The 25,119-nt window shown below is 67.7% G+C and carries 17 protein-coding genes; 6 read left to right on the top strand and 11 right to left on the bottom strand.

The genetic code is table 11. The features are described 5' to 3' along the window. Positions 1 to 79: 79 nt before the first annotated feature. The 4 genes from VMT65_RS23790 to VMT65_RS23805 all read right to left on the bottom strand — a co-directional run bounded on the left by VMT65_RS23790 (position 80) and on the right by VMT65_RS23805 (position 8,278). Complete coding sequence (locus VMT65_RS23790; protein WP_326310604.1) at positions 80 to 4,534, bottom strand: SbcC/MukB-like Walker B domain-containing protein; 4,455 nt, start codon at positions 4,532 to 4,534, stop codon at positions 80 to 82. Beyond that, entirely contained in the window at positions 4,534 to 5,937 is a 1,404-nt protein-coding gene (locus VMT65_RS23795; RefSeq protein WP_326310605.1) for a TIGR02678 family protein, read from the bottom strand. Before VMT65_RS23795 ends, VMT65_RS23790 begins: the two co-directional genes overlap by 1 nt. Continuing rightward, a complete protein-coding gene (locus tag VMT65_RS23800) occupies positions 5,937 to 7,529 on the bottom strand; it encodes a TIGR02677 family protein (protein ID WP_326311179.1) in 1,593 nt (530 codons plus the stop codon). The genes VMT65_RS23795 and VMT65_RS23800 overlap by 1 nt, the downstream gene beginning before the upstream one ends. A 179-nt stretch (positions 7,530 to 7,708) precedes the next feature. Further along, positions 7,709 to 8,278, bottom strand: a complete 570-nt coding sequence (locus VMT65_RS23805) for a GlcG/HbpS family heme-binding protein (protein WP_326310606.1) — start codon at positions 8,276 to 8,278, stop codon at positions 7,709 to 7,711. Between the two features lie 213 nt (positions 8,279 to 8,491). Here VMT65_RS23805 and VMT65_RS23810 point away from each other — a divergent pair, with 213 nt between their 5' ends. From VMT65_RS23810 to VMT65_RS23820, 3 genes are all read left to right on the top strand, one after another. Beyond that, positions 8,492 to 9,667 carry a sensor histidine kinase gene (locus tag VMT65_RS23810; RefSeq protein WP_326310607.1) on the top strand — a complete coding sequence of 392 codons (1,176 nt, stop codon included), beginning with the start codon at positions 8,492 to 8,494 and terminating at the stop codon, positions 9,665 to 9,667. Further along, on the top strand, positions 9,664 to 10,305 hold the full coding sequence (locus VMT65_RS23815; RefSeq protein WP_326310608.1) for a response regulator transcription factor: 642 nt from the start codon (positions 9,664 to 9,666) through the stop codon (positions 10,303 to 10,305). Before VMT65_RS23810 ends, VMT65_RS23815 begins: the two co-directional genes overlap by 4 nt. A gap of 153 nt (positions 10,306 to 10,458) precedes the next feature. Next, positions 10,459 to 11,826 (top strand): HNH endonuclease signature motif containing protein, encoded by a 1,368-nt coding sequence (locus VMT65_RS23820; RefSeq protein WP_326310609.1) that lies wholly within the window; start codon positions 10,459 to 10,461, stop codon positions 11,824 to 11,826. Positions 11,827 to 12,268: 442 nt separating this feature from the next. On the opposite strand, the gene VMT65_RS23825 is transcribed toward VMT65_RS23820, so the two are convergent. The 4 genes from VMT65_RS23825 to VMT65_RS23840 all read right to left on the bottom strand — a co-directional run bounded on the left by VMT65_RS23825 (position 12,269) and on the right by VMT65_RS23840 (position 15,496). After that, positions 12,269 to 13,531 carry an acyl-CoA dehydrogenase family protein gene (locus VMT65_RS23825; RefSeq protein WP_326310610.1) on the bottom strand — a complete coding sequence of 421 codons (1,263 nt, stop codon included), beginning with the start codon at positions 13,529 to 13,531 and terminating at the stop codon, positions 12,269 to 12,271. A gap of 6 nt (positions 13,532 to 13,537) precedes the next feature. Next, positions 13,538 to 14,542, bottom strand: a complete 1,005-nt coding sequence (locus VMT65_RS23830) for a phosphotransferase family protein (protein ID WP_326310611.1) — start codon at positions 14,540 to 14,542, stop codon at positions 13,538 to 13,540. Then, positions 14,539 to 14,811, bottom strand: coding sequence for a hypothetical protein (locus tag VMT65_RS23835; protein ID WP_326310612.1), 273 nt, complete (start codon positions 14,809 to 14,811; stop codon positions 14,539 to 14,541). The genes VMT65_RS23830 and VMT65_RS23835 overlap by 4 nt, the downstream gene beginning before the upstream one ends. Before the next feature lie 97 nt (positions 14,812 to 14,908). After that, positions 14,909 to 15,496: a TetR/AcrR family transcriptional regulator gene (locus VMT65_RS23840; RefSeq protein WP_326310613.1), complete on the bottom strand. Its 588-nt coding sequence runs from the start codon at positions 15,494 to 15,496 to the stop codon at positions 14,909 to 14,911. A 204-nt stretch (positions 15,497 to 15,700) separates the two neighbouring features. Between VMT65_RS23840 and VMT65_RS23845 the strand changes: the two genes are divergently transcribed. Beyond that, on the top strand, positions 15,701 to 17,776 hold the full coding sequence (locus VMT65_RS23845; protein ID WP_326310614.1) for an alkyl/aryl-sulfatase: 2,076 nt from the start codon (positions 15,701 to 15,703) through the stop codon (positions 17,774 to 17,776). 93 nt (positions 17,777 to 17,869) lie between these two features. On the opposite strand, the gene VMT65_RS23850 is transcribed toward VMT65_RS23845, so the two are convergent. After that, on the bottom strand, positions 17,870 to 18,676 hold the full coding sequence (locus VMT65_RS23850) for a DUF2127 domain-containing protein (protein ID WP_326310615.1): 807 nt from the start codon (positions 18,674 to 18,676) through the stop codon (positions 17,870 to 17,872). 44 nt (positions 18,677 to 18,720) lie between these two features. After that, a complete protein-coding gene (locus VMT65_RS23855; protein ID WP_326310616.1) occupies positions 18,721 to 19,914 on the bottom strand; it encodes an XRE family transcriptional regulator in 1,194 nt (397 codons plus the stop codon). A gap of 191 nt (positions 19,915 to 20,105) precedes the next feature. On the opposite strand from VMT65_RS23855, the gene VMT65_RS23860 reads away from it, so the two are divergent. Beyond that, entirely contained in the window at positions 20,106 to 20,411 is a 306-nt protein-coding gene (locus VMT65_RS23860; RefSeq protein ID WP_326310617.1) for a hypothetical protein, read from the top strand. Between the two features lie 112 nt (positions 20,412 to 20,523). On the opposite strand, the gene VMT65_RS23865 is transcribed toward VMT65_RS23860, so the two are convergent. Then, complete coding sequence (locus VMT65_RS23865) at positions 20,524 to 21,417, bottom strand: PAC2 family protein (RefSeq protein WP_326310618.1); 894 nt, start codon at positions 21,415 to 21,417, stop codon at positions 20,524 to 20,526. Between the two features lie 117 nt (positions 21,418 to 21,534). Here VMT65_RS23865 and metH point away from each other — a divergent pair, with 117 nt between their 5' ends. Then, positions 21,535 to 25,113 (top strand): methionine synthase, encoded by a 3,579-nt coding sequence (gene metH, locus VMT65_RS23870; protein WP_326310619.1) that lies wholly within the window; start codon positions 21,535 to 21,537, stop codon positions 25,111 to 25,113. The last annotated feature ends 6 nt before the right edge of the window (positions 25,114 to 25,119 follow it).

Here is a 25,119-nt window from a genome sequence, read left to right on the forward strand (position 1 = left end):
TTGCGAACCAGCGAGGTTGCTCGGTGCGCCGTCGGCGCTGCCAGCAAACCGAACCGGGTGTCGTGGCGCGGTTCGGTTGTCAGCCTGCGGTTTCGAGTTCCTCGTCGAGCGGGATCGCGCCCTCGAGGCCGTGCGGGAGGCGGCGGCGGTTGGGGGAGCCGAGGGCGGCGGTGAGGTCGGTGCCGTCGTGTTCGGCGAGCAGGTCGGCGGAGTCCCAGACGAGCAGGGTTGCGCTGACGGTGTTCTCGGCGGCGGAGTGGGCGAGGTCGTAGTGGGCGCAGGCGGGGACGTGGGGGTAGGTGATCCACAGGTCGTAGCCGGTCATGAAGAGGTCGAGGTCGAATTGGACGGAGAGGCCGAGGAGTTCGCTGCGGCCGTTGTCGTCGACGCCCGCGAACGCCTCGTCCAGCGCGAGCAGGCGGGGGGCCTGCGGGTCGGCCGAATCGAGCATGACGTGTGCCGCGGCGAACAGCGGCAGGTGCAGTGACACCGACTGCTCGCCACCCGAGAGGGCGCTGTGGCGGGCCACGGTGAGGCGGTCCTCGGTGCCGTCGGCGGTCACGATGGTGAAGGAGAAGACGCGCCAGGTGCGGTAGTCCAGTGTGGCGGCGAGGATTTCGGGGAACGAGCGCTCGGGGTGGGCCGCGCGGGCGGTGCGGATCTCGGCGGCGAAGTAGGCGCGAATGGTGGACAGATCCTCGGGGGTGAGGTCCGAGGAGTCGCGGTCGAGCAGCTTGCAGACCGCGCGCGCTGGTTCGGAGAGATTGTCGGCGAGCACCCAGTGCACGCCGATGGTGTTGCCCGAGGACATGCGGCGCTGCTTCATCTCGGTGCCCATGCGGGCGATGAGATCGCGGGCGTCGCTGGTGCGTTCGTGGATCTGCTGGGCCAGGCCGGTCAGCAGCGCGTCCTCGAGGATGCGGCGCTCGGCATCGGTGAGCAGCAGTTCCTGATCGCGGCGGGCCGCGCCGATGCGCTCGGCGAAATCGGCCAGCGAGGACAGGCCGTGGTCGTCGTGCACCTGCACGACGGTGAGGCCGTCGGCGGCGTCCCAGTGCAGGCGGTAGTCCTGGCGGGCGGCGGTGAGCGCGGCATCGAACTCCTGCAGGGCGGTGGTGACCGCGCTGCGGGTCGACTTGCGGGCCGCCTCGCCCGCCTTCACCGAAGCCGTTGCGGCGGCGAGGTTCTCGAACAGCGTCGCCACCTCGTCGGGCAGCACCTTCGGCTCCTGCTCGGGATCGCCGTTCTCGATCCGGTACAGCAGCTGCTCGGGGGTGGACCACGCGGCGTCGCTGGCGGGCCAGCGGCTGTCGGCGGGCGCGCCCAGCAGGCTCAGCAGATCCGGTCGCGCGTACGGGGCCAAATGCCTTACGTCGGCCAGCAATTCGGTGAGCGCGGTGCCCAGGGTGTCGTGCGCGGCCCGATGCGCGCCCTCGGCGGTGCCGACCGCCTCGATGGCCTCGGCGGCGGCCTTGCGGGCGGCCTTCTGCTCGGCCCGCGCCGCGTCGATCTTCTCGCGCGCCACCTCGAGGTCCCGATCGATATCGGCGGCACCGGCTCCCAGTGCCTCACGCAGGGTTTCGAGCTTGCGCAGCTGCTCCTCGTACCCGGACCGCGCGGCCTCCGCCTCCTCGGCGAACGCCTCGGCCAGATCCTTCGACTCTTCGAGCCGATCCCCGGCCTCCCGCGCCCGCTCGTGCTCACGCTGATGATCGCCGCGCAACCGCAGCAGCGCGGTCCCGGCGTTCTCGAAATGCCTTACCGCGGCGGCCAATGCATCCAACTCGGCCGGATCCCGCGGCGCGCGATGCTCGGCCGCGATGGCCCGAACCTTCTTGTCCGCGGCGGTGTAATCGGCGACCGCCTGATCCAGATCCTTCTCGGCCTGCGCGGCGGCCTCCGACCGCGACCGCAGCATGCCCGCCGCCTCGGCGACCCCGCGCAGCGCGGCCGTCACGGCGGTAGTCCGCGGAAGCGCCTTGGCGGCGGCGGCAATCCGGGCCAGCTCCTCGGTGGCGGCCTGCTCCTCGGCCTTGGCGGTCTCGGCCTCGGTGACCGCCGTCTCGATCGCGGTGGCCAATTCGGCCAGGCGCAGCTCACGGCGGCGCGCTCGGGCGGTGGCGCCGATGAACTCCGCGTCGGCCTTGAAATGGCGGCCGACCAGAACTCCCTGCCGGAAGCGGCCATCGGCGGCGATGGCGACGCCGCTCTCGGCGATCGGCTGTGCGTCGGCTCCGGTTGCCATGCGCCCCAACGCGGCAGCCGACGGTGCGTCCGCGGAGGTCACGCCGGCCTTGCCCGTGGCAGCGGCGGCCGAACCGATTTCGTGCAGCGCGATCGACGCGAGCACATCGGCGACGGTCTGGCGCGGGACGGTCAGCGCCTCGGTGTCGTCCTCGACGACGAGCACGTCGGCCAGGGTGCGTCCGCTGGGCCGTTCCTTCGGTGGCAGCGGCAGCAGGAACTGGTCGGACGCGTGATCGGGTACCTCGCCGCTGGCGCACACCCAGCCGTCGAGCAGGTTCGCGGCCTGCAGCGCCGCCTCGATGCCTGCGGCGGCCCGCGGTCCGACATCGTCGGCGAAGCGCACGAGCCGCCACAGGGGCGCGCCGGGACGGTCACCGCGGATATCGGTGCGTGCGGCGAAAGCCGTTGGCGCGTCGTCACGTTCGGCCGCCACGGATTCGCGTTCGGCGCGCAGCTCGACCGCGCGCGCGGTGGCCTGGGCGGCGCGGGCGCGCGCCTCCTGCCGCCGCGCGCGAATCTCGTCGGTCAGCGGTTCGGTGCGCTCGGCCAGCACCTCGGCCGGGGTGGCGGGAGCGACGTCTTCGTCGAGCGCCGCCGCCGCGCGCGCCTCCGCGGCTTCGAGCGCGGAGCCGCCGGTTCCGGTTGTCGGCGAATGGCTTTCGGTGGCCGCTGCTCCGCCGCGACCTTTCTTGCCCTTGGCCGCCGATTTGGGGGGTCGGGCAACGCGCTCGGTGCCTACCGCCGCGAGAGCGTCGTTGATCGCCTCGAACAGCCCGGTGCGGATGGGGGAGTACACCTCTCGGTGGGTGTCCCACCAATCCCGCAGGGCGGTGGCGGCATCGGCGCGGGCCAGCGCCACTTCGGCTTCGGCCTCGGCGAGTTCGGCGGTGGCGGCGTCGCGCAGCTCGATCGCGCGCTGGCCCGCGCGTTCGGCGCGGGTGCGTTCGGTGACGGCCTGGTCGACCAGGGTGAGGGCGCGGCGGACGGCGCGGACGTCGGCGTCGCGTTCCTCGGCGTGGGAGCGGACGGTGGTGGTGAGGTGTTCGGTGCGGGCCGATTCCGGGAGGGTGGTCCAGGCGATGCCGGCTTCTTCGGCGGCGGAACGCAATTCGTCCTCGCCGCGGGTCAGGGCGGAGGAGGCGTTGGCGACGGCGGCCTGGGCGCGTTCGGCCTCCTCGAGGCGCTGGTCGACCGTCTGCCGGGACTTGAGGGCCTTGTCGCTGTGGACGGCGGCGGAGGATTCCAGGCGGCGCACGGCGTCGGCCAGGTCGTCGAGCTGCTGTTTGCCCTCGTAGGCGCTGGAACGCTGGAGGGTCTCGCGGTCGGCGAGGGCCTGTTCGTAGGCGCGGTCGGCGTCCTCGGCGCGGGTCTCGGCGGCGGCGCGTTCGGAGTCGCGGCGCTTGCGCAGGGCCGCGGCGGCGTGCAGGGCGGTGCTGGCGTGGGTGACCGCGTCCAGGCGGGTCTGCACCTGGTCGATATCGGACTTGGCTTGTACGGCAAGGTATTTGCGGTACACCTTGACGAAATCGCGGGTGGCGGTATCGGCCTGGACGAGACCCTCGAGGGTGCGGCCGACCTCCTCCATATCGCTGAACGAGCGCGCGGCGTCGAGGATGAGCTGCTCGTCGAGCGGGCGCAGACCGTCGGTGAGGGCCTGGGAGAGCCCGCGCGGGTCGAGATTCTTGGCCAGCTGTGGGCGGCGCAGGGTCAGAATCAGATTGATGAGCTGGTCGTAGCGCTGCTGACCGAGACCGAACATGCGCGCGTCGATGGCGGCGCGGTACTCCACCGGCCGATCCACGATGGCGTCGGAGCCGATCTGCTCGGCCAACTGCTTGCGCGTCAGCGGCCGGTCGTCGGGGCCCAGCAGCGAGAAGTCCACGCCCACACGGCCATCCGCGACGAAATACCAGCGGGTGACCTTGTCGTTGGAGCGGGTGGCGCGCATGCCGATGCCGATGGTCACCGTCTCCGGATCGTCCCAGCTGCCGCGCGCGAACTCCATCCACACATACGAGTAGGCCGATTCCTGCTTGCGGTACAACAGGTTCGATTTCATGGTGCGCTCTTCACCCGCGAACGGGTTGAGCCGCCGCGGCTCGATGCGCCCGTCCAGCACGAACGGGAACAGCACCTCGAGGGCCTTGGTCTTGCCCGAGCCATTGGGCCCGCGCAGCACCAGGCGACCGTCCGCGAAGCAGAACTCCTGATCGCGGTAGTCCCACAGGTTGATGATGCCCGCCCGGGAGGGGACGAAGCGCACTCCTCCGTGAATGTGGTCGGCCATCAGTCCGTGGTTCCCTTCTCTGTCGAGCCGTCCGCGCCCAGTTGCGTGGGGGAGATGAACAATTCGGTTTCCGCGCGCGTGCGAATGGTGACGATCGCGCCCCGGTAGCGGGCCAGGGCGGGGAGGATGAGCAGCCCGCCGTCGACCAGTTCGACCAGGCGCAGCCGTTCCAACAGCGACACCACCTCGCCCATCAGGCCCGGCACATCGGCCTGCCACTGGGCGGCGAAGGTATTGCCATAGCGGTCGGTCAGCATCTGGACGGTGTCGCGGATCCAGGACGACTCGATGAACGGGAACTCCGGAATCTCCGGTTCTTCCGGTTCCTCGTCCGAATCCTCGTGCGCGCCGAAGACATCCAGGGGATCGGCCAGCGGGGCGAAGACGGTGGTCGCCGGGATGGCGCTGTCGAGCTGCTCCACCAGATCGGCGAGCGGGCGCGAGGGGCGGGGCCTGCGCTCGACCGGATTGTCGATATCCAGGACCAGATCGGCGATCTCGCCCGCCAGCAGCAGCGCCACCTGGGCCAGGGTGCCGGTACCCGGGAATCGAACGTCGGACAGCCGCCCCGAACTGTCGATGAGCGCAACGCCTTCCGCGCGCCGCTCGGCCCGCAGTCCGGTCAGGTACTCGACCTCGGTCACCAGCTTCTCCTGCGCCAGCAGTGACCGCTCGGTCTCGTCGAGTTCATCGGCGTAGACGACCGGCTGTTCGACCAGTGCACGGCGCACCTTGCGGGCGGCCAAAGCCATTGCGGGCGAGCGGGTATCGGCACCACCCGCCTCCTCACCGAGCAGGCCGGTCACACTCTGCAGGTGCTGTAGCGCCCGCGGCGGCCGGAACAGGGCGAACACCACCGACCGGTCGATGTCGTAGAGCGCCTCCCCGGCCTCCGGATCACTGGCCCAGCCCCCGGCGTCACCATCGGCGAGCGTGACCGCCCCGCGTGCCGCCAACCACCCGACCGCGTCGACGAACGCATCCCGATCCGCCGCCCGATCCGGCGCGAGCTCGAGTCCCTCGACCCGCTCGGTGTACGCGGCCACCTGATCGGCCAACTCCGACAACGTGATCTGATCCCCGGCCCGCCCCAACGCGGCGAGTGCCAGCGCGAGGTAGGCGTACCGCCGCCGATCGAAAAGCCGATCCCCGGTCGTCCGCGCGGGCCGCCCGGCATCGAGATGATCGAGCACCGGGAACAACCGCGCCGTCGTCTCGGTGACCTCCAGCCGATACCCGAACAGCTCCGCCAAATCCTCCCGCAGCTCGGTGGCCCACCGCCGAAGCAGCGGCAGCGCAATCCGATCCGGATAGGTCCGGGTCACCAGATGATTGGCGAGAATGACCCGCGCCGCGCGCTGATAACTGTCCAACGCCAGCGAATCGATACTCCGCGCGTGCATCAGCCCACCTCGCCTTCGGGGCCGTCCGACCCTGCGCCGGGCGGGGTGGCGTCGCCCGGTCCCGCGGTCGCACTACCGCGCCGCGACCCGGTGGCCGAGGGGTTCGATTGTGGCGCAGCCGATTTGCGGTTGCGCAGGGCTGCGGTCTCATGCACTTCCAGGCGCCGGCCGTTGAGGTGCAGCACGCCTTTGGAGGTGCGGACGAGGGTTGAGCCCGGGTGTTCGGAGACGGTGAGGGTGACGCCGTTGTCGGAGCCGGAGGTGCCCGGGACGCGGCCGCTGACCGGGACCCAGGCGGTGGAGGCGGCGTCGAGGAGCTTGAGCAGGACCTCGGTTTCGCCCTCATCGAGTTCGCGGTCGTAGATGTCGGCGGCGGCCAGGGAGCGAGCGGCCTCGGCGCGGGCACGTTGGGCGTCGAGCTGGACCTGGCGCAGGCGGCGAATGCCCGCGTCATTGCGTTGCAGGCGGGCGGGCGCGCCGGGCGTGGGCGGGCGGCCGGTTTCGGCGAGGGTGCGGGCGATCTCCAAAGGCGGTGCGTCCCACCAGGACCGGATGGCCGGGATCACATCGGCGTCCGGGTGCTGCATGGCCAGATGGCGGGGGCGGCCCAGACCGAAGACGGCGTCGTAGAGCGCGTGGGCGGCGTCGGCGGTCGGCGCGGCGGTGAACCATCCGGCCAGGTGACGCAGCGCCGACTCGCGGCTCACCCCGCCCTTACGGGTCTCGGTGACCCGCCGCAGCAGCGACAGCACGGCCGCGATGGCGCTCATGGTCGCCTCCCGCAGCCGCTCGCACTCGGTGAGCCCGCCCTCCTCGTCACCGACGAACCAACCGCGCAGACCCTGCCAGCGGGCACGCCAATCCGCTTGGCGCTCGGCGGTATTCAACAGGACGCGTTCGTCGCAGCGGGCGGCGCGCTCGATGAGATTCTCGACGCCGGTGTCCTCCACCTCACGGATAGCGGTGGCCAGGCGCGGCGCGAAACGTGCCAGGTCCATGGAGAATTCGCGCATGTGCGCCAGCAGCGCGTCCTTGTGCGCGAGGAAGGCTTCCGGCGTGGCCTCGGTGGTCCGCACCAGATCGCCGAGCGTCAGATAGAAGTGCGCCGCCCGCTCGGCCAGATCCGAGAGGGCGCGGTCGAGCCGGTTCAGCACCCGGTACACGCGCGGCGCGTCGGCGCTCTTGTTGGCCTCGGCGAGGGTGTGCAGATCCGCGAGCAGCTCCGGAAGCACCAATCGCGAAAGGGCCGCCTCATCGAGCCGGGCCTCCAGCACATCCGAAACCGCCCGATATGCCTGATATCCCGCCTGCGAGAACTGATAGACGAAGTGCCGGTTCCGATATTCGGCGAGCGTGGCCGCCCGCGTCCCGTCATAGCTGCGTTCCAGCACACCCCACTGATGCAACTGCTCGAGCAGCGGCCCCACCTCTGTCGCGGTGAGCGCGGGCGCGCCCGGGCAACGATTGAGCGTGTCGGCGACGTCCGAGGCGTGCAGCAGCACCACGTAGGCGGCCCGCGCGGTATCGAAGGCCCGCAGAACCCACAGGTAGTCGGCCCGCTTCTCGGCGGTGGCGAACGAGAACAGTCGCAGCCGGTCGGCATGCGGAATCTCCTCGGACCCGACCCCACTCGGGTCGGGCAGCAATCCGTCAGCGGACTCGGTCACCGGGAGAAGGTTAGTACTCCCTGCCGACCGGTTCGGAATCGTGCCGAGTGTCGGCGCGCCCGATGCGGACTCGACTGCCCGATTCCCGAGGTCCCGGCGTCGTCTCAGCTACCCAGCGCCGCGACTCCCGCCTGCGCGAACTTCTCATCCTGATCACCACTGGGCGCACCCGCGACCCCGATCCCCGCGATCGGAGCCCCACCCTTCGCGGTCACCGGCGAACCGCCCGCGAGAAAGAGCGTGCCCGGAATATCGGCCAAATGCGGCGCGCCGTCGAGCCGCTTGGCCAGCTGCGAGGTCGGGGCGTTCCACGAGACCGCGGTGAACGCCTTCTGCTGCGCCGACTGATAGGACTGCGGCCCCGCGCCATCCCCGCGCAGCGTCACCACGGTATTGCCGTCCCGATCGACCACGGCCACGGTCACATGCTGGTTCTCCTTGACCGCCGCATCCAACGCGGCCTGCGCGGCCTTGGTGGCGGCGGCAATGGTGAGATGCGTGCTCTGCTGCAGATTTCCATTCGCGACATCGGCGACGACGGGGGTCTTGCTGCCCGGGTCGGGATCCTGCGCGTTCACCGACACCACGCCGATGACTCCCGCGGCCACGACGGCTGCCGCCGCGCCGCCGATGATGAGCTTCTTGCGGGTGGGATTGGGCTGGTGGTCGGTCATGGCGGGTCCTTCGTGGAGTCGATTGAAAGCTGTTCGCTCTGTTCGGCTTCCAGCCTGGTGCTCGGAGGTGTGCCGGACATCGGCTCGGCGGATAGGAACCGGCATGCGGTCCGGTCGATGCCCGTATCAGCCGATCGGATGACCCGGGTGGCGGTGCGGGCACGGCAGAATGAGGGTGTTTGTCCACGTCACCGTCGCCGAGGAGGTGCCCGCATGCCGGCTGAGGCTCAGGTGTCGGCGCAGCCTCGCGACGACACCCGGCTGCTGGGCACCGTCGTGCACAGCGCCTTCTACGTCCTGCTGGCCGCCTCGCTACTGCGCTTCGTCCTGCGCCACCACGACAGCCCGCGCCTGCCCTGGGTGATCGGCCTCTCGATCGGGCTCGCGGTGCTCTATGTGGTGAGCGAGGTGCGCGCCTCGCGTCGGGTGCTGTGGTTCGCACTGCTGGTGGTCGCCTGGGCGGTATTGGTCGTCCTCGCACCCAGTTTCGCCTGGTGCGCGGTCCCGCTGCTGTACACCGGCCTGCGCATCCTCCCGCTGCGGGTGGCCCTGGCGCTGGTGGTGGGCTTGACCGCCCTGGTGGTCTACGCCCAACTGAAACTCGCAGGCTGGGCCGACCCGAACCTCCTGCTCGCACCCCCGGCGGTCGCCGCCTTGAGTACCGCCCTCTTCGTCGGCCTGCTCCGCCAGACCGAACGCCAAGCCGCCCTCATCGACGACCTCCGTGCGACCCGTAGGGAGCTGGCCGCCACCGAACGCCGTGAGGGAATTCTCGCCGAGCGTCAGCGTTTGGCCATGGAGATACACGACACACTGGCCCAAGGGCTTTCGAGTCAGCGCATGCTGCTGCAGGCCGCCGACCGAATCTGGGACACCGATCCCGGCCAGGCCCGCGAGCATGTGCGCGGTGCGGCGGCGGTGGCCGAACACAATCTGGCGGAGGCGCGGCGATTCGTCCATGACCTGGCTCCGACGGACCTGGCGGCAGGCAGCTCGTTGGCAGAGGCATTGCGGGCAATGGCAGCACGGGAGAGCGGCGACTCGCTGACCGTGCGCATCCACATCGAGGGCACGCCGGTTCGGCTATCGGCAGGCGTCGAAGCGGCACTGTTGCGAATCGCACAGGGCGCGTTGGCGAATACCCGCGAGCATGCCGATGCGACGACTGTCACGCTCACATTGACCGACCTCGGCGACCGCCTCGTCCTCGACATCGCCGACGACGGAAAGGGATTCGACCCGGCCGCGCCCGCGGTGTCCGCGGCGCGAGGTCACGGCCTACCCGCCATGCGCGCCCGACTACGCCAGCTCGGGGGAACCCTCACCATCGAATCCACACCCGGCGACGGCACGGTCGTCTCCGCCGAAGTCCCCGTGGAGCGGCCATGACCAATGCGAAAAGTCCTGTCCGCCTGGTGATCTGCGACGATCACGCGGTGGTGCGCGCGGGGTTGCGTGCGCTGCTGGGGAGCGCCCCGGACATCGACGTCGTCGGTGAGGCAGGCAGCGGACCCGAAGCCGTCGCCCTGGCCGCTCGCGTGTCGCCGGACGTCGTGCTCATGGACCTCCAGCTGGGCCCCGACATGGACGGCATCGAAGCCACCCGCCTCATCACCTCGGTCGATGGCCCTGCGCCACATGTCCTGGTGCTCACCACCTATGACACCGATGCGGACATCACCAGGGCGATCGCGGCAGGCGCGACGGGTTACCTACTCAAGGCCGAACGCCCGGAGGAACTGTTCGCCGCCATTCACGCTGCGGCACAGGGTCGTACAGCTTTGTCGCCGCCGGTCGCGGAGCGCGTCATGAATCGAATGCGAAATCCTCAGCCCGCATTGACGGCTCGGGAGTTGGATATTCTTGGGCAGTTGTCGCGGGGGCTTGGGAATCGGGAAATTGCTCGGGCGCTTCATGTTAGTGAGGCGACGGTTAAGACGCACTTGGGGAGGATTTATGACAAGTTGGGGGTTGATAATCGGGCGGCGGCTGTGGCTGTCGCCAATGAGCGGCGGTTGGTGAAGTGAATTTCATTTAGTCACAATGGAATTCACATGTACTGTTGCGAATTCGATTGCTAGAATTGGGGTATGAAATGTGGGGAGTTGGTTTACGCTGATGCGCTCGCGGCGACTGCCGCGTTGCGTGGGGCTGCCGATGACCTCATTTACCAGTCGTTGATGCCGTGTACCGATGACGAGGTCGTGTCCACGATGCGGGAGGTGGAGGAGGCGCGGCGGCAGTTGGAGGCGGTGGCTCGGAAGTTGGCTGCCGAGGCCGAGGTTCGGTCGTTGCCGCAGAAGGCCGGGGTGGGCAAGTTGTCGCGGTTTTTGGCCGAGACGCTGCATTTGGGGCGTGGGGAAGCGTTGGCGCGGGCGAACGCGGTGCAGGTGTTGGCGGCCAAGACCGATCCGAGTGGCGGGGAGCGGCCCGTGGAGTTGGCGTGGACGGCTTCGGCGCAGGAGTGCGGGTTCATCTCCGAGGCGCATGTGCGCGCGATCGTGAAGATCATGGGTCGGATTCCTGGGAGCGTGAACGCCGATGATCGTGCCATCGCTGAGAGCCAGCTGGTGCATTTGGCCGTGCAGACCGGCCCGGACGCGCTCCCGAAGGCGGGTGAGCATCTGTTGGCCTACCTGGATCCGGATGGCAAGCGCAGCAGCGAGGAGGATCGTGCGCGGATGCGTGGGGTCAGCCTCGGCGCGCAGCGCGCCGATGGGATGCGTCCGATCTCCGGGCTGATCACCCCCGCCCTGAGCGCGGTGCTCGACCCCTACCTGGCCAAGGCCGCGCGCCCGGGCATGTGCAACCCCGACGACCCGCAGAGCCCGTGGGTGGCCGACGAAAACCTCAACCCGGAGACGGTGGAGGCTGCCGCGCAACGCGATCGGCGTTCGACCGCGCAGCGCACCCACGACGCGCTGTTGGCGCTGCTGCGCCCGGATCTGGGTCCGGCTCAGTTCGGTCACCACCGGGGCCTGCCGGTGTCGACGATCTTCACCATGACCGTGGCCGAGCTCGAGGCCGCTGCTGGGGTCACCACCACCGCCTCCGGTGGCACCATCTCCATCCCCGAGGCGTTGCGGCTGGCCGAGCAGGCCATCCCCTTCCTGGCCCTCTTCGACCACTCCGGTCGTCCCCTGCATTTGGGGCGCGCCAAGAAGAACCGCCTCGCCTCACCCGATCAGCGGATGGCGTTGATCGCGGCCGAGAAGGGCTGCAGTCGACCCGGATGCACGGCCCCGGCCACCATGGCTGCGGTGCATCATGTGACCGAATGGTCCAAGGGCGGGGCCACCGACATCGAAAACCTCACCCTGGCGTGCGATTCCTGCCATGCGCTGGTCCACGACGGGCCCGGTGGCTGGAAAACCGTGGTTTTGGGTCCGGAGTCGGAGACGCCGGGGCGGATCGGGTGGATCGCACCCTCACATATCGATCCCACCGGCACACCGCGCATCAACGAATCCCACCACGCGCCTGAGTTGTTGGCGCGGTCGCTGGCTCGCGCACGCCACGAACGCTTGCGTCAAATTCACCAGTGTTAACGCCGACAACAGGTGGGGCCTCTCGGGTTGCTTGCCGCCCGGCTGCCCCTGCCCTGCTGGCGTGCGCAAAACAATGAGGAAGCGTGGTCACCTCGCCTGCCCTACCGCACTGGGGCTGACGCCAGGTCGGGAGCCGCCACCTCACCTCCCAGCCCACGGACTGCACGCATCACCTTCTCGAGAAAACCCAACAAACACAGACCCGAATCGTTCGACAGCTCCACGGCTTCAAGTCCATTGACAATTCCATAGGGACAGATGAACGGCCGAGCGGTGAGCGGGCTGGAACGTGAGTGAGGTGCCGGTAGGTGAGGCGGCTGGAAGGTGCGGGTCTTTCCCGGTGTCGGCTGGTAGGTGAGAGGGCCTCGCAAGCTCGGCCACCCTCTCTCCCTCCTCCAGGCATCTTTTATCTTTTCTTCTTTTATCTCTTGTTCTTTCGTCGTTAGACGCCTTTTGGCGCTTGTTGCTGCATGAAGCCGAAGAGATACCCGGCCACTCTCCGCATCTGGATTTCCTCACTACCCTCGGTGATCCGATACCGCCGGTGATGCCGGTAGATGTGCTCGAAGGGCGTGTGCCGCGAATACCCAAGCCCGCCATGTATCTGCATCGCCCGATCGGCGGCTTCACAGCACAACCGATTGGACCAGTAGTTACACATCGACACCTGCGCGGACTGCGTGAATGCCCCGTACCGATCCATGGCCCACGCCGTTCGGTGGATGAAGCTCCGCAGCATCTCGCACTGCGTACTCAACTCCACCACCGGAAACTGAATCGCCTGATTGGCCGCCAGCGGTACCCCGAAGGTCTTGCGCTGCTTGGCATATGCGATCGACTGGTCGATACAGAATTGCGCGGCACCAAGGCTGGATGCCGCCTGACGCAGGCGGTTCTCGTTGAAGAAGTGCTGCACGACTGCCAGCCCCCGCCCTTCCTTGCCGAAGATGGTCTCGGCGGGCACCCGGACATCCCTCAACACCACATGCGCGTGGTCGGTGGGCATATTGAAAGTCCAGAGGAACTCGGCGATCTGAAAGCCTGGTGTGCCGACGGGGACCAGGAATGCGGTGATCCCCACACCGTCGCCCGGTTTGCCGGAGGTGCGGGCGAAGATCAGGTCGGCGTCGGCTCGGTGCATGCCGGTGTTGAAGGTTTTCTCGCCGTTGATGATCCAGGAGTCGCCGTCTCGTACGGCGGTGGTTTCCATGTAGGTGGCGTCGGAGCCGTGGGCGGGTTCGGTGATGCCGAATCCGAAATACTTCGCGCCGGTGGCCAGGTCGTCGATCCAGTCGGATTTTTGGGCGGCGGTGCCGTATTCGTGCATGAGGAGTAGGCCTATGTTGTTGGCTACCACCGCGTGTTCGGTTTGGAGGTCGCAGTGTAGGCCCAGGCCGCGGCGGGCCAGGTGTTCGCGGATTACGGCCATGTCGAGGTTGCCGCCGTCGCGGCCGCCGTATTCGGCGGGGTAGGCGTAGCGGAGGTGGCCGGCGGCGTCCGCTCTTCTGCGCGACTCCGCCAGGAGGTCTTCCCATTCGGCGTTCGGTAGGCCACCGCGGTGCCAGTCGGTGCGGGCGTCTTCGCGGCGGTGGTCGAAGAATCGAATATTATCGTCGGTTTGTTCCAACGGGACTATTTCGCGGTCTATGAACTCGTCCAGTTCGGCCAGGTATTTCTGGAGGTGGTCGGGGAGTTCGAAATCCATGGCTGGTCACCTCGATGCGGTGGGGCGGGTCTGCATGAGCAGGTCCCATTCGATTTCGGGGATGCGTCGGCCGCTGGCGGCCATGACGATGTTGGGGACCGTGCCATCCAGGAAAGCTGCCGTCTGGGTCGCGAGCATGGTTCCCCAGGCCAAGGTGCAGGCCACCTTCCACCAGCGGAAGCGGTCGGGGTCGAAAGTGCCACCGGCGGAGGCGTATCCGCGAAGGAAGGGGGAGCGGGTGGAGAAGCCGCCGATTTCCCGGTCGTCCAGACCGAAGCGCCACATGCGCAGGGCGGACCAGGCGGCGTCGCGCATGGGGTCGCCGTAGCGTTGGGTGCCTTCCCAATCCAGGACGGCGCGAAGGCCTTCGGGGCCGATGATGAGGTTGCCGTTGCGAATATCGGTGTGCACCAGCGTGAGTCGGTCGGGAGAGCTGGGGAGGTTGCGGGTCAGCCAGCGTAGGGCCAGGGCGAACACCGGGCGGTCGGGGAGGAGGTGGGATACCTGTGATTCCGCTTCTGTCAGAAGGGCTTCGGCGGGATCGACGTCGGCTCGGCCGGGGAGGTCGGGGGAGGCTTTGTCGGGGTCGATGGCATGCAGGCTGCCCATGGCTCGGCCGAGCTGTTCGGCGATCAGGTCGCCGTTGCCGGATTGCTGGACCAGGCGCAGGACGCGGCGGGGCACGGTCTCGCCGTCGAGCCTCTCGGACAGCATGAACGGCTCGCCGACGTAGCCGGTGTCGGTGCAGACGGCCAGCACGTGGGGAACCGGGACGTCATGTTCGCGGGCCAGTTCGCGCACGCCCGCCTCCACCTCGACGGGGAGCAGCTGGATGCTAGGGGGAACGAGGGTCGCCACCAGGCGGAGCACGCATCCGCCGAGGTCGGCGTCGAAGGCGATATTGCGTCGCCGCGCGCCCGCCGAAAGCGGCTGGACATCCGACACCGGCACGGTTCGGCCGATGTCGTCGGAGAGGAAGCGGGACAGTCCCGCCACGAGGTCGCCGTTCATTCGCCCTCCCAGGCGTCATAGCCGGGCTTGGCGATGGCCAGGTCGGCGCGGACGACCGGGACCAGGGCCGCCCACAGCGCCTCGTCGTCGGTGACCTCGGGTGGGTCGGGCAGGGATTCGAGTGTCAGCTCCCGTTCCAGCATTCGTGCCAGATGCGCGCCGACGCGCGCCTGATGTCGCAATTCGGGCGGTAGCGCGGGGAGGAGGGTGCGCTCCAGCAGATCCGCGAGTGCCGTCAGCAACTCCGGTGCCGTGGGCCGATACTGCATGGCGTGCCTCCGGCAGGAAATCCGTTGTTCGGCAGGTAAACCGGGATGGTACGGGAGAGCGGCCGGTGGCGGCCGGGAATCGCGCGGCCGGTGCAGGTCAGCGCTCCAGCATGGCCGTGAGGGCGCGGCGGATGGCGTCGGAGGCGGCGCGCTTGGACAGGCCACGACGGTCCATCAGGTGGTGGCGGTAGGGCCAGCCGACCGTCGCGTCGATCAGGTCCAGGAGCTGTTCGCCCTCGTTGCGGGCCAGCTCGGGGGCGAACACTCGGCCCAGGGCATCGCGAATGCGCTTGTCGGTCAGGCGCATTCGCTCGTCGACGGCCGGGGTGCGCAAGGATTCGATGAGGCCGAGCACGCGTGGCTCGCGCTGCAGAGCGAAGATCGCCTCGCTCTGGCGCACCACGGCGTCGATGCGCTGATCGAGGGGCAATGCCGGATCGGCGTCGGTGATGAGCTCCTCCACCTGCTCGGACTGCTGGTCCACCGCGGCCGTGAGGAGGGCGGTGCGGGTCGGAAAGTGCACGAAAATGCTGCGTTCGGACACTCCGGCGCGGTCGGCGATGCTGCGGGTGGTCGGGTCGTACTCGCCCTCGTGCACGGCCGACAGCAAGGCTTCGATGATGGCCCTGCGGGTCTGTTCGGGATTGCGCCGCCGCCGCGGGCTCTCGCCCTTGCCCTCGCTCATGGCAAGAATCCGATCACATGTGGTCGGACCGCGTGCGCGCAGGTCCGGCGGAGGAGCACGGGGGTTATGAGCGACGTCATGTTTGCAGTCTATTGCAGAGAGACTGCAATAGTGAGTAGGGTCGCCGGCAGGGCAGAATCAGTGGCGGCTATTCAGCTACCCGTCTTTCTGTCGCCACATCCACCGCATGACAGGAGAGTGCTGATGACCGACGAAGACCTCACGAACACCGGGGGCCATCGGAAGCCGCGCGGTTTCCGGGTTTCCCGACGCGGGGTGTTCGGGGTGGGCGCGGCCGCGCTCGCCGCCGTCGGGGTGGGTGCGGCGGTCGCGGGCTGCGACAGTGACTCCTCGGGCGGCTCGGCCGCCGAACAGACCACGAAGAACTCGGTCGATCCCAGCGACCACATCGTCGACCAGCACAAGCAGGCGCAGTCGTCACTGCCGTTCAACGACACCCAGGACTTCGCCGACGCCGACAAGGGTTTCATCGCCAAGCTCGAACCCGACGTCGTCAAGGATGCCCAGGGAAATACGGTCTGGGACAACGACTCCTTCGGCTTCATCCAGGGCAGCTGCCCCAATTCGGTGCACCCCTCGCTGTGGCGGCAGTCGCAGCTGGTGGTGAAGGAGGGCCTCTACGAGGTGGTTCCGGGCATCTACCAGGTTCGCGGCCTGGACCTGTCGAACATGACGATCATCGAGGGCAAGACCGGCATCATCGTCATCGACCCGCTCATCTCGGTGGAGACCGCCAAGGCGGGCCTGGACCTGTATCGCGCGCACCGCGGCGACAAGCCGGTCACCGCCATGATCTACACCCACTGCCACGTCGACCACTTCGGTGGCGCGCTGGGCGTCATCACCGCCGAGGACGTCTCGTCGGGTCGCGTACCGGTGTACGCGCCAACGGGTTTCACCGAACACGCGGTGGAGGAGAACATCTTCGCCGGTACCGCCATGGCGCGTCGCTCGGCCTACATGTACGGCGCGGCACTGCCGCGCGGTGAGAAGGGCATGGTCGGCGCGGGCCTGGGCATGACCACCTCCACGGGCATGGTCAGCCTCATTCCGCCCACCCACGACATCACCCACACCGGCCAGGAAGAGACCATCGACGGCGTCCGCGTCGTCTTCCAGGTCACCCCGGGCACCGAGGCTCCGGCGGAGATGAACTTCTACTTCCCGGACTTCCGCGCGATGTGCATGGCCGAGAACGCCACCCACACCCTGCACAATCTGCTCACCCTGCGCGGTGCGCTGGTGCGGGACGCGCACGTCTGGTCGCAGTATCTGACCGAGACCATCAATATGTTCGCGGGCATCTCCGATGTCGCCTTCGCCTCGCACCACTGGCCCACCTGGGGCGGCGACAAGCTCACCGAATGGCTGACGCTGCAACGCGATACTTACGCCTACCTCCACGACCAGACCCTGCGCCTGCTCAACCAGGGATACACCGGCATCGAGATCGCCGAGATGATCCAGATGCCGCCCGCCATCGAGCAGAAGTGGTACAACCACGGCTACTACGGTTCGGTCAGCCACGACGTGAAGGCCGTCTACCAGCGCTACATGGGTTGGTTCGACGGCAACCCGGCGCACCTGTGGGAGCATCCGCCGGTCGAGTCCGGCAAGCGGCACGTGGAGGCCATGGGCGGGGCGAGCGGTGTGCTGAAGGTGGCCCGCAAGGCCTACTCCGACGGCGACTACCGTTGGTGCGTCCAGGTTCTCAACTACCTGATCTTCGCCGACCCGAACAATGAGAAGGCGAAGATGCTGCAGGCCAGCGCCTTCGAGCAGCTCGCCTACGGTTCGGAGAACGCCACCTGGCGCAACTTCTACCTCTCCGGCGCCTACGAGCTGCGCAATGGCAATTTCGGGACCCCCACGAAGGCCAACTCCGCCAGCATGATCAGCGCCCTGAGCGTCGATCAGGTCTTCGACTCCGCGGCCTTCCTGGTCAACGGCCCCAAGGCCTGGGACCTGAACCTGGTGGCCCACTGGATCATTCCCGAGGAGAACAAGACCTACCGCACCGAGCTCCGCAATGGCGTGCTCATCCACTACGTGGTCCCGGCCGACTTCAAGGGCCCGGCCCCCGACGCCACCTTCACCCTCTCGCGCCTGGAGCTGATCGCGGTCATGACCGGGGCCAAGGAAATCGTGAAGGAAGTCCAGTCCGGCGCGATCAAGGTCAGTGGCGACGCCCTGAAACTGAAGCAGCTCAAGGATGTCATGGACAAGCCGAACCCCAACTTCAATATCGTCACCCCGTAGTCCCACCGGGACGTCGCGGCGTGGCGGAGTTACCGGGGGCGCCACGCCGCGACCTATATGAATAGATGCCGGGGTTACAGCGGTCCCGCTGTGTCAGGGGTGGTGCCTGGTGACGATCCGTTCGGTGCGCTGCTGTGCGTTTCGCTGCTCCGCCACGGCGGCGCGCTCGACGGTGAGCAGGCTCTCGGAGTGGTGTTCGGCGTAGTACTTCGCCGCGCCGCCATTGAGGCCGAAAAGCCGCTTGCTCCAGAGCAACCAGACCACGGCCGCCACGTTGATCAGGAGCGCGCCCGCTCGCAGGAAGGTGATCTTCTCGGTCAGCTCGTAGATTTCCAACGGCAGGAAGATGGACGTCGCGATGACCGCGAAATACTCACCCCAGCGCTTGACCAGCCACAGGCCGACCGCCTCGATGAGTTCGATGGCCGCGTAGGCGAACAGGCCGACCGCGATCCACACCAGCACATTCGGCGACAGCGTGAACGCCTTGTCGATGCCGCGAATGATCTTCGAATGATCCGGATTGAACCCGATCTGATCGGCCAGCTGCCGAATCAGCGGAAGGTCCTTGTCCCAGTTGGCCTTCCAATGCTCGCGGGAACCGCGCAGCTTCAATACGCCAGCGCCCAGGAGAATGAAAACGATGCCGCGGATGACCCGCTCCGCCGCCAGCAGCCGCATGATGATCCGGTCGCGCAGCAGATGCCCGCGCGGCACCTCGGGCGCGTCGTCGGCGGGTCCGGTGCGGCGCGGCTCGCCGGGCACGAAATCGCCGCAGCGCAGGCAGCGCCAGGATTCGCCCGCCGGGGTGGCGACGTGGAGGCGTGCCGCGAGCTCGGGCTCGGTGGGGGCATAGGTCTCGTGCCCTCGGGCAGCGCAGGTCCACAGACTGAAGTCCATGCGCTGGAGCGTACCCAACGGGCCGGACGGAAAGCGGGTAGAACTCAGCCTGCCGCGAGCGAGCGCAGCTGATCGAGATAGGTCCGCGTGCGCGGGTCGCCCGGGAAGCGCTCGATCATCTCGCGCGCGGTCTCGCCCGCGATCCACATGAGCGAGGGCAGCGAGCGTCGCTTGCCGGTGAAGGCCTGCATGCCCTCGTCGAGTGCGAGCTCCAGATTGCGATCGCGCACCGCGACCACCGCCAGCGTCAGATGCGCCTCGGACACGCGCATGGGTTTGCGGATGCTGCCGTCGGGCCGGGTGGCGTTCAGGATCACCTGGCGGGCAAAGCTTTCCGCCCGCCGGTCGTCGCCGGCAACCCGGCAGCAGTCCATGGCGTAGAAGTCGAACTTCTGCGGATCGACGACGAAGTGATTGTCCAGATTGGCGGGATGCTCGATGGTGTCCAGGATCGAACGGCCCTGCGCGAGGGCCTTTTCCACCTCCCGGCGATCCCCGAGCCGCGCCCAGGCCTTGGCGCGCTGGGCGGCCAGCTGGACGCCGACGCCCAATCGTCCCGTAGTGGCGTGCGCGGCCTCCGCCGCTTCGATCGCGCCCTTGTAGTTGGCCTGCGTCAATGCGAACCAAGCGGCCATTTCGGCTCCCCAGCCGATGATTTCGGCGTGCTCGGCCTCCTGGCCCAGGGACAGGGCGGCGCGCCGGGTGGCCTCGGCCGCGGTCCGCCACCCCAGGTCGTAATCAACGCAACCGACCAGTAGGGCAACCCATCCCGCGAGCACCAGGACTTCCCGATGCTGCGCCAGAGTCAGTCGGCCGTCCAATAGGGACGTGATGCGGCGCAGCCACGCCGTGCCCTCGGCATGCAACTCGTGCGGATCGGCGCACGGATACTCCGAACACAGCCGATCGGCGGTAATGCGGATGGCATCGAGCGTGGAACCCGACACATCGGACATGCGCAGTCGCCCAATGAATTCCAGCGTGTCCATGCCGGTCGCCGACAGCATCTCGTCATCGCGATTGGGTCGGGACTTGGGGAAGAACGCCGCCGTCACCGTGTCGAAAGCCGCCGCGATGATCGGGGCGTAGAAATCATCGGGCCGCGACTCGCCCGACTCCCACCGCCGCCAGTTGCGCAGAAGTGTGCTGTCGGTTGGCAGATTGTGAGTCGACTTGGCGCGCATGGCCCGTACCGCATCGGCCTGTGACCACCCCCGAGCATCCCGTTCGGCACGCATTCGGACAGCCCAGACAGGTCGATCGTCACCGGCGGACACGCTCTGTAGTATCTCACCAGTTAACGCCGGATGGACCCGGATAGGGCATCTGGATGTCAGTGGGTTGACATCTGCAATTGCATTCGTGATTACGCCAAGCTGTTCCACAGGGCACACTTCATGACAGCGATCCCAATCCAACGGAGGTTCGGGTGGAAGCGTTGATCTATGGGTACGTGCGTGACGACCTGGCCGATGGCTGCGGCGAAGAGCTGGAGAACGCCATGTGCGGGCTCGCGCAGTCGGCCGGACTCTGCTTCGCCGCCACGTTCCATGAATCGACCCCGGGCGATGGCACCGCGTTCGCGGAGTTGACGGCCGAGCTCAAGCGTGCCGATGCCCATCATGTGGTGGTGCCGTCGCTCGATCATCTTGCGGGCCAGACCATTCCGCGCGACATCTTGATCGCGAAGCTGGCGCACGAGGCCTCCGCGCAAGTCTGGACCGTCGAGCACTAGCTCGGCGGAACGCCTCTTCACCCCGAAGACAAGCCGCACCTGCGTCGAGTACGCAGGTGCGGCAATGGTTTTCGGGACAATTCGGGAAAATGGCCCCGAATCGGACTGTCGCTCAGAGGCCGAAGCCGCCGCGACCGCGACGGCGCAGGTACTTCTCGAACTCGGCCGCGATGGCGTCACCGTCGATCTTGGCCATGGCGTCGTTGATATCGACCTCGGCGTCGCCGCGCTCCTCCAACGAGCGCACGTACTCCGCGATTTCCTCATCGCCAGCGGTCATTTCATTGACCGCGCCCTCCCACTCCTCGGCCTGCTCGGGCAGTCCGCCGAGCGGCACCTCGACATCGAGCACGTCCTCGACCCGGTGCAGCAGCGCGATAATGGCTTTCGGATTCGGCGGCTGGGACACGTAGTGCGGCACCGCGGCCCAGAAGGAGATGGCCGGAACGCCCGCGCGCACGCACGCGTCCTGCAGCACCCCGGTAATACCGGTCGGTCCCTCGTATCGGGTCTGCTCCAGGTTGAAGCGCTCCGCGGCTTCCTTGCTGTATGCCGTACCGGTCACCGGAACCGGCCGGGTGTGCGGGGTATCGGCCAGGAGCGCGCCGAGGATCACCACCGTCGACACGCCGAGCTGTTCGACGAATTCGAGGATGTCGTTGCAGAAGCTGCGCCACCTCATATTCGGTTCCACTCCGCGCAGCAGCACGACATCGCGATCACTGCCCGGGGGCGAGCACACCGACAACATGGCCGACGGCCACTGAATCTCGCGGGTCACCCCGTCAACCTGGCGCACCGTCGGCCGGTTGACCTGATAGTCGTAGTAGTCCTCGGAGTCGAGCTCGGCCAGCGGCTGCGCGTCCCAGATCAGTTCCAGATGCTCGACCGCGCCACTGGCGGCGTCGGCGGCATCGTTCCAGCCTTCGAAGGCGGCCACGAGCACCGGATCCCGCAGCGTAGGCAGGTCCGATTCGGGTGGCACCGGGGATTCACTGGCGTTCACCCGGTCAGCCTACGGTGTGCATCGAACGGGTGTGCATGCGACGCGCAATGTCGGACTCGGGAGTAGCACGCCACACCGACGCGGGGATTGTCGTGCCTTCCCACTACTCTTGAGTACATGTCTGTACGCAGCCGCGCCGAATTCGACACCACCCTTTTGGACACGCTCAGGCGGCGTGTCGTGATCGGGGACGGTGCGATGGGCACGATGCTGCAGGCCGCGGATCTCACCCTGGACGATTTCCGTGGCCTCGAGGGATGCAACGAGATCCTCAACGAAACCCGCCCCGACGTGCTGCGGCACATCCACCGCTCGTACTTCGAGGCCGGTGCCGACGCGGTCGAGACCAATACCTTCGGATGCAATCTGCCCAACCTGGCCGACTACGACATCGCGGATCGGATTCGCGATCTGTCCGAGCGCGGCACCCGCCTGGCGCGCGAGGTCGCCGACGAGATGGGCAAGTCCGCGGACGGGACTCCCCGGTATGTGCTGGGGTCCATGGGCCCGGGCACCAAGCTGCCGACCCTGGGTCACGCGCCCTACGCCGCGCTGCGCGACGCCTACACCGAGGCCGCCCTCGGCATGCTCGACGGCGGCGCGGACGCCATTCTGATCGAGACCTGCCAGGACCTGCTGCAGGTCAAGGCCGCGGTGACCGGTAGCCACCGGGCCATGGCGACCGCGGGCCGCCGGATTCCGATCATCACGCACGTGACGATGGAGACCACCGGCACCATGCTGGTCGGTTCCGAGATCGGCGCGGCGCTGACCGCGCTCGAGAAGCTGGGCATCGACATGATCGGGCTCAACTGCGCGACCGGTCCGGACGAGATGAGCGAGCATCTGCGGCATCTGTCCAAGCACGCGCAGTTGCCGGTGTCGGTGATGCCGAACGCCGGTCTGCCGATTCTGGGCGCGAAGGGTGCGGAATACCCGCTCACCGCCGAGGAACTGGCGGTCGCGCTCTCGCAGTTCGTCTCGGAGTTCGGGCTGTCGCTGGTCGGCGGCTGCTGCGGCACCACGCCCGAGCACATTCGGCAGGTGGCCGAGGCGGTGCGCGAGGTCGAGCAGGCCAAGCGCAACCCCGTGCACGAGCCGAGTGTCTCGTCGATCTACAGCGCCGTCCCGTTCGAGCAGGACGCCTCGATCCTGATGATCGGTGAGCGCACGAATGCCAACGGCTCCAAGGCATTCCGCGAGGCGATGCTGGCCGGTGATTGGCAGAAGTGCCTCGACATCGCCAAGGATCAGACCCGCGACGGCGCGCACATGCTGGACCTGTGCGTGGACTACGTGGGTCGTGACGGCACCGCCGATATGGCCGAGCTGGCCTCGCGGCTGGCGACCGCGTCGACCCTGCCCATCATGCTGGACTCCACCGAAACCCCGGTGCTGAAGGCCGGTTTGGAGCATCTGGGTGGGCGCTGCGCCATCAACTCGGTGAACTACGAGGACGGCGACGGCCCGGATTCGCGCTTCCAGCAGACCATGGCGCTGGTCGCCGAACACGGTGCGGCCGTGGTGGCCTTGACCATCGACGAGGAGGGCCAGGCGCGCACCGCCGAGAAGAAGGTGGAGATCGCCGAGCGGCTCATCGCCGACATCACCGGCAACTGGGGGCTCGACGAGTCCGACATCATCATCGACACGCTGACCTTCACCCTGGGTACCGGCCAGGAGGAGTCGCGCCGCGACGGCATCGAAACCATCGAGGCCATCCGCGAACTGAAGAAGCGGCACCCGAATGTGCAGACCACACTGGGTCTTTCGAACATCTCCTTCGGTCTGAACCCGGCCGCGCGGCAGGTGCTCAATTCGGTGTTCATGCACGAATGCGTCCAGGCCGGACTGGATTCGGCGATCGTGCACGCGTCGAAGATCCTGCCCATGGCCCGGATTCCGGAGGAGCAGCGCGAGGCGGCGCTGGATCTGGTCTACGACCGCCGCACCGAGGACTACGACCCGCTGCAGAAGCTGATGGCCCTGTTCGAGGGCGTCTCGGCCGCTTCCTCGAAGGCCTCGCGCGCCGAGGAGCTCGCGGCGCTGCCGCTGTTCGAGCGGCTGGCCCGGCGCATCGTCGACGGTGAGCGCAATGGCCTCGAGGCCGATCTGGACGCGGCCATGAAAGAGGTTCCGCCGCTGCAGATCATCAACGAGACGCTGCTGTCGGGCATGAAAACCGTTGGCGAGCTGTTCGGTTCGGGCCAGATGCAGCTGCCGTTCGTGCTGCAGTCGGCCGAGGTGATGAAAACCGCTGTGGCGCACCTGGAACCGCACATGGAGGCCACCGAGGACTCGGGCAAGGGCCGCATCGTGCTGGCCACCGTCAAGGGCGACGTGCACGACATCGGCAAGAACCTGGTCGACATCATTCTGTCGAACAACGGCTACGAGGTCGTGAATCTCGGTATCAAGCAGCCGATCTCGGCCATCCTCGATGCCGCGGTGGACAAGAAGGCCGATGTCATCGGCATGTCCGGGCTGCTGGTGAAGTCCACCGTGGTCATGAAGGAGAACCTCGAGGAGATGAACTCCCGCGGCGTGGCCGCACAGTTCCCGGTCCTCCTCGGCGGTGCGGCCCTGACCCGCGGCTATGTCGAGAACGATCTCACCGAGGTCTACGAGGGCGATGTGCACTACGCGCGCGACGCCTTCGAGGGCCTGCACCTGATGGACGAGATCATGAACCGCAAGCGCGGCGGCGGTCTGGATCCCAACTCGCCCGAGGCCATCGCTGAGGCCGAGAAGCTGGCCGAGCGCAAGGCCCGCCACGAGCGGTCCAAGCGGATCGCCGAGGAGCGCAAGGCCAAGGAGGTGCCCGTCGAGGTGCCCGAGCGCTCCGATGTGGCCACCGGGCTGCCCGTGCCGACGCCGCCGTTCTGGGGCACGCGGATCATCAAGGGCCTGGCGGTGAACGAGTACTCCGGGCTGCTCGACGAGCGCGCGCTGTTCCTGGGCCAGTGGGGCCTGCGCGGCCAGCGCGGCGGCGACGGACCCTCCTACGAGGAGCTGGTGGAGACCGAAGGCCGTCCGCGCCTGCGGTATTGGCTCGATCGCCTCATCGCCGAGGGTGTGCTGCAGCACGCCGCGGTCGTCTACGGGTATTTCCCGGCGGTTTCCGAGGGCGACGATGTGATTGTTCTCACCGAGCCGAAACCCGATGCGCCGGAACGCTTCCGATTCACATTCCCGCGGCAACAGCGCGACCGGTTCCTCTGCATCGCCGATTTCATTCGCTCCCGCAAGGACGCGATCGAAACCGGTCAGGTGGATGTGATGCCATTCCAACTGGTCACCATGGGTCAGCCCATCGCCGACTTCGCGAATGTGCTGTTCGCCGAGAACAACTACCGCGACTACCTCGAGGTGCACGGTATCGGCGTGCAACTCACCGAGGCGCTCGCCGAGTTTTGGCACCGTCGCATCCGGGAAGAGCTCACACTGGAAGGACATTCGGTCGCTGACGAGGATCCCGCCGATGTGCTGGATTACTTCAAACTCGGATACCGTGGCGCACGGTACTCGTTCGGTTATGGCGCCTGCCCGAACTTGGAGGATCGGGCCAAACTCGTAGAGCTGCTGGACGCCGGTCGGATCGGCGTGATCCTGTCGGAAGAGCTGCAGCTGCATCCGGAGCAGTCGACGGATGCGTTCGTTCTGCTGCATCCGGAAGCCAAGTACTTCAACGCTTAATATCTT

This window comes from Nocardia sp. CDC153 (assembly GCF_035818515.1).
Taxonomy (GTDB): Bacteria; Actinomycetota; Actinomycetes; order Mycobacteriales; family Mycobacteriaceae; genus Nocardia.